Below are 9,688 nucleotides of genomic sequence, written 5' to 3'. Positions count from 1 at the left end.
TGTGGGAGAGACTTTATCGCTACTTGCGGGCTACTTCACCGCTTCGCTTCATCTCGTCGCTTCGTCTTGCGCGAACTTTCTAAGAGTATCGAACTCTCGTTCGCTTGTCAACCGCTTATTTTCTCAACCCCTTCAACCAAACTCCGGGCCAGTTCCTGCTGGTTTCTACCCGGCCATCATGGCCTACTCAAGGCTGCAAAATCTCGCAGCAACAACAGCACAAAAACCTAAAGATCGCACTGCCGACAAACGACAGCGGAGCACTCAGCTCCCTTAGCTATAAAACCTGCAGTGACTTGGGTTTGGTAAGGGTGGCTCGAAAGCTCTTATCCCACAAACACTTGGACTGCGCTCCGACTGGCCAATACTACACGGCGCGAAGCTCATCGCCGTCTCATACGCTCGCGCGCTTCAACGACTTTTTGAGATTACAGCAGAACCGCGCTTTCGTGCAAGTCCACTGTTTACCCCTCGTGTTCACTCGTCGTTGCCGACCTCGTGACCACTTGAATGACATTACCAGCCTGCCCAGCTTCGAGCAACGTGGATACTTGTGGATGTCTGTGGAAGATTGCGCGAAAACCCGATGAACACTCGCTAAAAAATCCGCCAAAGTTTCGTGACTGCGCTGCCTTACGGCAACGAAGGCCTGTTCAGCACACCCAGATCCACGAAACCATTCACAAAATACTGCACCGCAAGAGCCACCAGCAGCAGTCCCATGATGCGGACGAGGATGCGAATTCCTGTTTCCCCAAGCATCGCCGCAACGCGGGCGGCCTGATGCAGCACTCCCCAGCAGATCAGCATCGTTACGAGGATCGCTGCGAGCACCGCTAGAAACTGCGCCGTCGAACGCACCTGCCCGACCAGCACCATCACGGAGGTGATCGAACCCGGTCCAGCCAACATCGGGATGCCCATCGGCACAATGCCCGCATCATCCTTCGTGCTCGCCGCCGCGGTCTCGCTCGGCGACTCCTGTGTGGCGGAACGCTTGGCCTCCAACATGTCGAGGCCGATCAGCAACAGAATGATGCCACCGCATATCTCGAACGCAGGAATCGTGATTCCGAAGATGCGGAAGAGGTACGTTCCCACCAACGCAAAGGTGGTCAAGACAACGAACGCCGTCAGCGATGCTTTGCGTGCAGTGCGCTTGCGCTTGGCGTCATCCTGATCTGCCGTCACGGCAAGGAACGTAGGCAGCGCGGCGAACGGATCCACCAAGAACAGAATGGACGACAACGCCAGCAGCGAGAAGCGCACGAGTGCGGAGCTCTCTATATGGGTCAACGCGGCGCTGGTGGGAATCGGTACGAGCATCTGCTTCCTTTGGCACAGGTGCGGATGCACGATGCCGTTCTCGGCATTGTGCCATGCCCACGCGCTACAGCGAAACTCAAACACTTCATCGTGATGACACGCGCGCGGCACAATCTCCTCCGTATAATCAGAACCACGCGAAGGAGCTTCTATGCCGATTGAAACAACCCCGAACATCTGGCACAACGGCCAGTTGATTCCCTGGGAGAAAGCCCAGATCCATGTGATGAGCCACGTTATCCACTACGGCTCATCGGTCTTTGAAGGCATTCGTGCCTACACACAGCCGACTGGGGCGGGTATCTTCCGCCTTCGCGAGCACATGCAGCGACTTATCTACTCCGCAAAGATCTACCGCATGCCAATCGACTACACGCTCGATCAGCTCTGCGACGCCGTGATCAACGTAGTCGAAGCGAACGGCGTGGCACCTTGCTACATTCGCCCGATCGCCTTCCGTGGCTACGGTGAAATCGGCGTGAGCCCGTTGAAGTCGCCGGTCGAGGTCTACATCGCGAACTTCCCGTGGGGCAAGTATGTTGCCGGCAACGACGGCGCGGATGTCTGCATATCCAGCTGGAACCGCCTTGCGCCGAACACCATGCCTTCGCTCGCGAAGGCCGGCGCAAACTACATGAACTCGCAGCTCATCCGCATGGAGGCTGACGCGAACGGCTATGTCGAAGGCATCGCGCTGGATCGCAACGGTTATCTCAGCGAAGGCTCGGGTGAGAACCTCTTCCTCGTGCGCGACGGTGTGCTCTACACCACGCCGCTGGCGAACTCGGTGCTGAACGGCATCACGCGTGACTCGATTCTCGTGCTCGCGCGCCAGATGGGTATTCCCGTGGTGGAGCAGACGCTCCCGCGTGAACTGCTCTACATTTGCGACGAAGCGTTCTTCACCGGTACGGCTGCAGAGGTCTCGCATCTGCGCTCGGTGGATCGCATCATGATCGCCGACGGAAAGATGGGTCCGATCACCACCGCGCTGCACAAGGCGTTCTTCGACATCGTCAACGGCAACGCGCCTGACCGCTACAACTGGCTCACGCCGGTAACGGTAGCGAGCAAGGCGTAAGCCTGGCAGCAAGAGACACCAAGAGGCGACCTTCGGGTCGCCTCTTCCCTTTTTCCACCCTCCTTGTTTTTCCGGGCAGGATTCGTCGTTTCCGCGCGCCGTGCAATAGACTAAAAGTGCTCGCGCCCCAACGCGCTAGCGGATCCAGGTAAGGAAACCTCTGTTGATGAAATTGCGGCACCTTCTTCCGGCCATGGCGCTGGCTCTTGCGAGCCTCTTTGCTTCGACCACTTCACACGCCCAGGTTGGCCTCTACCTGAACCCGGTTGCAACGCATGTGCACATCGGCACGGCAGACTCCGGCGTCTTCTCGTTTCTCGGCGACAACACGACCTCGCGCTGGTTCGGCGGCGTAGACTTCGGCGGCTACTACGACTTCTTTCACGCGGAAAAGTTCGACGCCGGTGTCGATCTCCGCGAGTCGATTCTGCATGGCAATAATGCCGCGCTGAACGAGTTCTCCGTCGCAGCCCGCATTGCAGGCAAGCCTGTTCGTTATGGCATTCGCCCTTATGGTCAGCTCGGCATCGGTGCCGGCAGCACGCACGCGCCGCACAGCACGATCACGACGACCAAGATCACCTGGGCCGTCACCGGCGGCCTGGACTACCCCATCGCCAAGCATGTGGACTTCCGCGCCATCGAATTGAGCTACGGTACGCTGCAGACCATGTCCAGCCAGATCGAACGCGCGAATACCTCGATTCCCTCGGCGAGCCTCTTCACGCTCTCGAGCGGTCTGGTCTTCCGCTTCGGCAAGTAAACTTCTTCGTCAAGCAACATAAGCAAGGGCAGCCATCGCGGCTGCCCTTCTGCTTTGCTGGTTCCTGTTGCTTAGTCCAGCGCAAACTAGTCCAGCGGCAAACTACTCGTTGCCTGCCGCGCGGCCAATTCTTTATCAGCCAGCTGGTCCCAGCCGGGTAGATCCTGCGAGCCCACGATCAGTCTCACGCCATCGCGCTTCCAAATGTACGTCCACGCCCACTCGCGAAACACGCTGAAGCGGTTACGGAAGCCGATGAGGAAGAACACATGCACGGTAAGCCACGTGATCCAGGCCATAAAGCCGGACCAGTTCGCCTTGAACGGCCAGACGATGCGCGCGACCGCAGCCTTGCGGCCGATCGTCGCCATGTCGCCCTTATCAAAGTAGCGGAACGCCTTCTGCCCTGCGGCACGACCGCTGATCAGCAAGCCGATACGCTGCGCCGCGTACTTGCCCATCTGCATCGCAGGCTGCGCTACGCCCGGAACCTGCTTGCCGTCCTGCTCAAAGTGCGCAAGATCGCCGCACACGAAGATTTCAGGATGTCCCGCAGGATTCAAGTGCTCATCCACCAGAACGCATCCCTTGCGGTCGACTTCCACACCGAGCGCTTTGCCCAGCGGTGAAGGCTGAACACCTGCTGCCCAAAGCGTGCACACACTCTCGATGCGCTCGTCGCCGATCTTCACATAGCCTTCGCCGATCTCGGTCACATGCGAACCTGTTCGCGTCTGCACGCCTAGCGCATGAAGCTGCTCGACAGCTTTCTCCTGAAGGTCCTTCGGGTATGCGCCGAGAATCGCAGGCGAACCCTCAAGGATCATCACCGTCGCCACGCTCGGATCGATGTGACGGAAGTCCTTCGTCATATACAGACGTGAAATGTCTGAAATAGCTCCGGCCAACTCGACGCCCGTCGGGCCGCCACCAATCACCACAAAGTTCAAGGGAGGATGCGTGCCCGTCTCCAGCATCTGACGCTCCGCCAGTTCAAACGCCAGCAGAACGCGCCGACGGATCTCCGTCGCATCTTCCACCGTCTTCAAGCCCGGTGCCAGCTTCGCCCAATCGTCATGGCCAAAATAGCTATGCGTCGAACCCGTCGCAACGATCAGGTAGTCATACGCAAGCACCGTGCCCGACGAGAGCTTCAGCCGCTTCGACTCCTTGTCGATCGCCTGCACCTCGTCCATCGTCACTTCAATGTTGTTGAAGCCGTTCAGAATCGAGCGAATCGGCTGCGCAATGTCAGCCGGCGAAAGCACCGCCATCGCCACCTGATACAGCAGCGGTTGAAACGTGTGGTGATTGCGCCGGTCAACGACCGTAACATCCACCGGCAACTTCCCCAGCTCCATCGCGGCGTTGATGCCACCAAAACCCGCGCCCACCACCACCACTCGCGGACGCCTGCCTACTGTCACTTCACTCACGCGTAAAGTCTCCTTCGCCATCATCGTATGCATCTCTTCAGATGCAGCCGTTGCCGCTATGGTCGCGTGGAGGCGGCAAAACCGGTGCGGACGCCAGTCAGGCAGCCTCAGCCGACTCTCCGATTACCGTTCCGAAACGCCGATTTTCGCAACATTTTCGGAATCGGCTCGGGACAATCGCATCCGTCGAGGTCTACAAAGTTAGCCCACGAGGAGAACCGCGAATGAGCGCAGCCGTAAAACCGTCGACCGCCGCTTCCACCAAGGTCCTGACAACCAACAAACACCTGATCCGCTGGGTCGAAAAGATGGCCGACCTCTGCCAGCCTGACGCTATTCACTGGGTCGATGGCTCCGAGGCCGAGAACGAGTACCTCTGCCAGAAGCTCGTCGACGGCGGCACCTTCGTCAAGCTCAACGAGAAGCTGTGGCCGGGCTGCTTCTATGCGCGCTCCTCGCCCAACGACGTCGCCCGCGTCGAAGACCGCACCTTCATCTGCTCGCTGAGCAAAGACAACGCCGGCCCCACGAACAACTGGGAAGACCCCTTCGCGATGCGCAAGAAGCTCAAGGGCCTCTTCCGCGGCGCCATGAAGGGCCGCACGATGTATGTGCTCGCCTTCTCGATGGGCCCCATCGGCTCCGAGCTTTCGCAGATCGGCGTGCAGCTCACCGACTCCCCCTATGCCGTCGTCAACATGCGCATCATGGCGCGCATCGGCAAGCAGGTCTTCGAGGAGATCGACCGCGACACCAAGCGCGTTGTGCCGTGCATGCACACCGTCGGCGCTCCACTCGCACCCGGCGAGCAGGACGTCCCCTGGCCGCAAAACGACAACAAGTACATCGTGCACTTCCCCGAGACCCGCGAGATCTGGAGCTACGGCTCCGGCTACGGTGGCAACGCGCTGCTCGGCAAGAAGTGCTTCGCGCTGCGCATTGCCAGCAACATCGCCCGCGACGAAGGCTGGATGGCCGAGCACATGCTCATCCTCGGCGTCGAGTCGCCCGAAGGCGAGAAGACCTACGTCGCCGCAGCTTTTCCCTCCGCCTGCGGCAAGACGAACTTCGCCATGATGATTCCGCCTGCGGGCTTCGAGGGCTGGAAGACTTGGTGCGTTGGCGACGACATCGCGTGGATCAAGCCCGACGCGCAGGGCCATCTCCGCGCCATCAATCCTGAGGCAGGCTTCTTCGGCGTGGCCCCCGGCACCAGCGCGCACACCAACCCCAACGCGATGGCCACGCTCTCACGCAATACCATCTTCACCAACGTCGCGCTCACCCTGCGCAACGGCAAGCCCGAAGGCGTGTGGTGGGAAGGCATGACCGACGCCCCACCCACCGATGTGGAGATCGAAGACTGGCGCGGCAACAAGTGGACGCCCGCAAGCACCACACCCGCCGCGCATCCCAACGGGCGCTTCACCGCACCGGCGTCGCAGTGCCCCGTCTTCGACCGCGAAGCATGGGAGTCACACGAAGGCGTGCCGATCTCCGCGATCCTCTTCGGCGGTCGCCGCGCCAGCACTGTGCCGCTCGTCTTTCAGAGCTTCAACTGGTCCAGCGGTGTCTATCTCGGCGCAACGATGGGCTCAGAAACCACCGCGGCCATGGCCGGAGCCACCGGCAACGTGCGCCGCGACCCCATGGCGATGCTGCCCTTCTGCGGCTATCACATGGGCGACTACTTCCGTCACTGGATCAAGATGCAACGCGAACTTGCCTCCACACCACGCGTCTTTCAGGTCAACTGGTTCCGCCGCGACGAGAACGGCAAGTTTCTCTGGCCGGGCTTCGGCGAAAACATGCGCGTCCTCAAGTGGATCGTGGACCGCGTCCGCGGCCGCGCTCAAGGCAAGGAAACCGCCATCGGCTGGACACCGTACTACGAAGACATCAACTGGCAGGGCCTGGATGTCTCGCGCGAGAAGTTCGCCGAGCTCGAACGCGTCGATCGCGACGCCTGGAAGCGCGAAGTCATGGGCCACGAAGAGCTCTTCATCGCCCTCCATGACCACCTTCCACCCGAGATGATCTACGAACGCGAGCTGCTCATCTGCCGCCTCTAACCACAACGGCCATCCAGCGAAGGATGGCCGTCGCCTTGCTGACATCCTGGATCACAGAAACCCTGACCCCCTGAAAGGAACATACAGCTCCTCTCGCACGAACCGCCGCTTGACACTTTGCGATGCAAAGTCTACGCTGACTTTGCATCGCAAAGTGGATCACGAATGAACGACTTCTATCGAGCCCTCGGTGACATTCGCAACATCCGCCGTCAGATGGCGGAGACTACCGCTTTCCGCGGATACGGCCCACTCACGCTTTCAGCCACGGCAGGCTTTGCACTCATCGGTGGCGGCGCACAGTCGCACTTTATCCCCGATACAACACATCACCCCTCGCGCTACATCACGCTCTGGAGCGCAGTAGCCTTCTGCTCGCTGCTGCTCATGGCAATCAGCACAAAGACCCGCACGCGCCGCCATCACTCCGGCCTCGAGCAAGAGATGATCCGCCTCGCCGCCGAGCAGTTTCTGCCGGCGCTCATCGCAGGCATCGCCCTCACGCTCGTGCTCGCCCGCTGTGTGCCCGGCAGCGCGTGGATGCTCCCCGGCCTTTGGCAGATCCTCTACGCGCTCGGCGTCTTCTCCTCGTGCCGCTTTCTTCCGCGCGCGCTGTTCGCTGCAGGCGCATGGTTCCTCACCACAGGGCTCCTTTGCCTCTCCCTCGCAGACGCACGGGCGCTTGCTCCCTGGACGATGACCGTCAGCTTCACCCTCGGCCAACTGCTCATCGCCCTCATCCTCCGCATCACTACCGCAGAAACGACAGATCAAGATGCCTGAGAAAGAATCCCGCTTCGCCTACGAAGGCCTCGACCGCATCATCCACGAGCGCGCACGCCTCAGCGTGCTCACATCCCTTCTCACACACAAGGACGGACTTACCTTCGTCGAACTCAAAGACCTTTGTAACCTCACCGATGGCAACCTCGCGCGTCATCTGCAAGTGCTCGAAGAAGACGCCATGGTGAAGATCATCAAGAGTGACGAAGGCCCTCGCACGCAAACTGTCTGCCGCATTACCGCCACCGGCCGCAAGCGCTACCTGCAATACCTCGACACGCTCGAGCAGGTCATCAAGGACGCGCAGAAGGCTGCGAAGTCCGCTCCTGCAGAGAAGCATCGCAGCAAGCTATCGAGTCTGAAAGCGTAATTTTTTTGCGCTCTCACTTTGCATTACAAAGTTCACCCCAGGAGACGCACCGATGAACCTGCTTTCCACTCCACCCGTATTGCAGAAACGATCGCTTGGCATGAAATTCTTCGTGATTGCCGCACTGGCGCTGATCATGAGCATCCCGGGCCTCATGATCAGCAGCATGGTCGACGATCGCAACGACTCACACGGACTCGCGGCTCACTGGGAGAACAACCAACGCATCGAAGCGAAGCCCACTACTGTACTTGGCATCCGACTGGTCGACTCTTATCGTTCCACTAACCGCTCGCTGAAATACATCACGCTCTTCCTCGGCCTCGTCTTCCTCACCTACTTTATCTTCGAGATCACCACGAGCAAGCGCATCCATCCTGCGCAATACGCGCTCGTCGGTGTAGCACAAGTCATCTTCTACCTGCTGCTGCTCTCACTCTCTGAACACATCGGCTTCGACCTCGCCTTCATGATCGCGGGCTCGGCGACGATCGCGCTCTTCTCCATGTACGTTCATTGGATCTTCGGCGGGGCACAATACGCCAGCCGTGCCGCAGCTATCTTCACCACGCTCTACCTCTTCATCTACGCGCTGCTCCGACTCGGCGACTACGCCCTGCTTATCGGCTCCGTCACCAGCTTCGCCGCCGTAGCCGCCACCATGTACTTCACCCGCCACCTCGACTGGTACAGCATGGGCTTTCAAGAGGCACAGACATCTCCTGCGAGCGCACCGCGGGAATCATGGCTTGACTAGCGTGTCACGTGGGCCTCGGCAGCGACGATATTCGCCGCCGAGGCTTGAACCATCGCCATCCCTCGAGCATCCTAAGAAGCATGAGCACGAACACACATACTCGACAGCTTGGCAATAGTGATATGCATCTCACGCGCATCGGCTTTGGCGCATGGGCCATCGGCGGCGACGACTGGGCGCATGGATGGGGGCCGCAGGATGACAACGACTCCATCGCCGCGATTCATCATGCGATCGATGTCGGCATCAACTGGATCGACACCGCTGCGGTCTATGGCCTCGGACACTCCGAAGTGATCGTCGGCAAGGCGCTGAAGACAGCCTCCACCAAGCCGTACATCTTCACCAAATGCGCGATGACCTGGGGTGAAGACCGCAAGATCGTACAGTCGATGAAAAAGATTCGTCAGGAGTGCGAAGACAGCCTCAAGCGTCTCGCCATCGACGCCATCGATCTCTATCAGATCCACTGGCCCGTGCCCGACGATGAGATCGAAGAGGGCTGGCAGGTGATGGCAGACCTGCAACGCGAAGGCAAAGTGCGCTACATCGGCGTCTCGAACTTCTCCGTCGAGCAGATGAAGCGCGCGCAGCTCATCGCACCGATTACCTCGCAGCAGCCGCCATACTCCGCCATCAATCGCACCTACGAAGCAGAGAACCTTCCCTTCTGCTTCGAGCAGAACATCGGCGTCATCAACTATGCCCCGATGCACTCCGGCCTGCTCACTGGTGCGATGACTAAGGAACGCGCAGCTAAGCTACCTGACACCGATTTCCGCAAGCGCGCGAAGAACTATCAGGAGCCACAGCTCTCCAAGAACCTCGCTCTCGCGGAGAAGATGAAGCAGATCGGCGAGCGTCACGGAGTGATCGCAGGTGTCATCGCCACCGCGTGGACGCTGCACAACCCCGCAATCACCGCTGCGATTGTGGGCGGCCGCAATGCCAATCAGATTGACGGCGTAAAGCCCGCACTCACCTTCGCGCTGACGGATGCGGAGTACGCAGAGATCAACGACTTCATCGCCGGCAACGAATAGCTCGGCTCATGCCAACAAGAAAGCCCAGCCACGATGGCTGGGCTTTCTCATTGCTCT

General features: G+C 59.8%; 10 protein-coding genes. 8 read left to right on the top strand and 2 right to left on the bottom strand.

The features are described from left to right. Positions 1 to 277: hypothetical protein (locus OHL11_RS05445; protein WP_263370454.1), on the top strand; the 277-nt coding region annotated here is incomplete at its 5' end. 356 nt (positions 278 to 633) lie between these two features. On the opposite strand, the gene OHL11_RS05440 is transcribed toward OHL11_RS05445, so the two are convergent. Further along, positions 634 to 1,326: a MarC family protein gene (locus OHL11_RS05440; protein WP_263370453.1), complete on the bottom strand. Its 693-nt coding sequence runs from the start codon at positions 1,324 to 1,326 to the stop codon at positions 634 to 636. Between the two features lie 151 nt (positions 1,327 to 1,477). Here OHL11_RS05440 and OHL11_RS05435 point away from each other — a divergent pair, with 151 nt between their 5' ends. Both OHL11_RS05435 and OHL11_RS05430 read left to right on the top strand, forming a co-directional pair. Continuing rightward, positions 1,478 to 2,407 carry a branched-chain amino acid transaminase gene (locus tag OHL11_RS05435; protein ID WP_263370452.1) on the top strand — a complete coding sequence of 310 codons (930 nt, stop codon included), beginning with the start codon at positions 1,478 to 1,480 and terminating at the stop codon, positions 2,405 to 2,407. A 166-nt stretch (positions 2,408 to 2,573) separates the two neighbouring features. Continuing rightward, positions 2,574 to 3,170 (top strand): outer membrane beta-barrel protein, encoded by a 597-nt coding sequence (locus OHL11_RS05430; RefSeq protein ID WP_263370451.1) that lies wholly within the window; start codon positions 2,574 to 2,576, stop codon positions 3,168 to 3,170. Between the two features lie 86 nt (positions 3,171 to 3,256). On the opposite strand, the gene OHL11_RS05425 is transcribed toward OHL11_RS05430, so the two are convergent. Beyond that, positions 3,257 to 4,606, bottom strand: coding sequence for an NAD(P)/FAD-dependent oxidoreductase (locus OHL11_RS05425; RefSeq protein ID WP_390235741.1), 1,350 nt, complete (start codon positions 4,604 to 4,606; stop codon positions 3,257 to 3,259). 224 nt (positions 4,607 to 4,830) lie between these two features. Here OHL11_RS05425 and OHL11_RS05420 point away from each other — a divergent pair, with 224 nt between their 5' ends. The 5 genes from OHL11_RS05420 (at position 4,831) to OHL11_RS05400 (ending at position 9,631) form a co-directional block, all read left to right on the top strand. Then, positions 4,831 to 6,678: a phosphoenolpyruvate carboxykinase (GTP) gene (locus OHL11_RS05420; RefSeq protein ID WP_263370449.1), complete on the top strand. Its 1,848-nt coding sequence runs from the start codon at positions 4,831 to 4,833 to the stop codon at positions 6,676 to 6,678. A gap of 165 nt (positions 6,679 to 6,843) precedes the next feature. After that, positions 6,844 to 7,461, top strand: coding sequence for a hypothetical protein (locus OHL11_RS05415; protein ID WP_263370448.1), 618 nt, complete (start codon positions 6,844 to 6,846; stop codon positions 7,459 to 7,461). After that, positions 7,454 to 7,831: a transcriptional regulator gene (locus tag OHL11_RS05410; RefSeq protein ID WP_263370447.1), complete on the top strand. Its 378-nt coding sequence runs from the start codon at positions 7,454 to 7,456 to the stop codon at positions 7,829 to 7,831. Before OHL11_RS05415 ends, OHL11_RS05410 begins: the two co-directional genes overlap by 8 nt. 52 nt (positions 7,832 to 7,883) lie before the next feature. Continuing rightward, a complete protein-coding gene (locus tag OHL11_RS05405) occupies positions 7,884 to 8,588 on the top strand; it encodes an inner membrane CreD family protein (RefSeq protein WP_263370446.1) in 705 nt (234 codons plus the stop codon). Between the two features lie 80 nt (positions 8,589 to 8,668). Continuing rightward, on the top strand, positions 8,669 to 9,631 hold the full coding sequence (locus OHL11_RS05400) for an aldo/keto reductase (protein WP_263370445.1): 963 nt from the start codon (positions 8,669 to 8,671) through the stop codon (positions 9,629 to 9,631). The last annotated feature ends 57 nt before the right edge of the window (positions 9,632 to 9,688 follow it).

It is taken from the genome of Granulicella cerasi, from assembly GCF_025685575.1.
Classification (GTDB): Bacteria; Acidobacteriota; Terriglobia; order Terriglobales; family Acidobacteriaceae; genus Granulicella; species Granulicella cerasi.
Note: the sequence above shows the minus strand (reverse complement) of the source record. Positions and strands in the feature narration are given on the sequence as shown.

Coding starts and splice junctions, on each gene's coding strand:
- OHL11_RS05440 (WP_263370453.1), bottom strand. CDS start 1,326: ATGCTCGTACCGATTCCCACCAGCGCCGCGTTGACCCATATAGAGAGC.
- OHL11_RS05435 (WP_263370452.1), top strand. CDS start 1,478: ATGCCGATTGAAACAACCCCGAACATCTGGCACAACGGCCAGTTGATT.
- OHL11_RS05430 (WP_263370451.1), top strand. CDS start 2,574: ATGAAATTGCGGCACCTTCTTCCGGCCATGGCGCTGGCTCTTGCGAGC.
- OHL11_RS05420 (WP_263370449.1), top strand. CDS start 4,831: ATGAGCGCAGCCGTAAAACCGTCGACCGCCGCTTCCACCAAGGTCCTG.
- OHL11_RS05415 (WP_263370448.1), top strand. CDS start 6,844: ATGAACGACTTCTATCGAGCCCTCGGTGACATTCGCAACATCCGCCGT.
- OHL11_RS05410 (WP_263370447.1), top strand. CDS start 7,454: ATGCCTGAGAAAGAATCCCGCTTCGCCTACGAAGGCCTCGACCGCATC.
- OHL11_RS05405 (WP_263370446.1), top strand. CDS start 7,884: ATGAACCTGCTTTCCACTCCACCCGTATTGCAGAAACGATCGCTTGGC.
- OHL11_RS05400 (WP_263370445.1), top strand. CDS start 8,669: ATGAGCACGAACACACATACTCGACAGCTTGGCAATAGTGATATGCAT.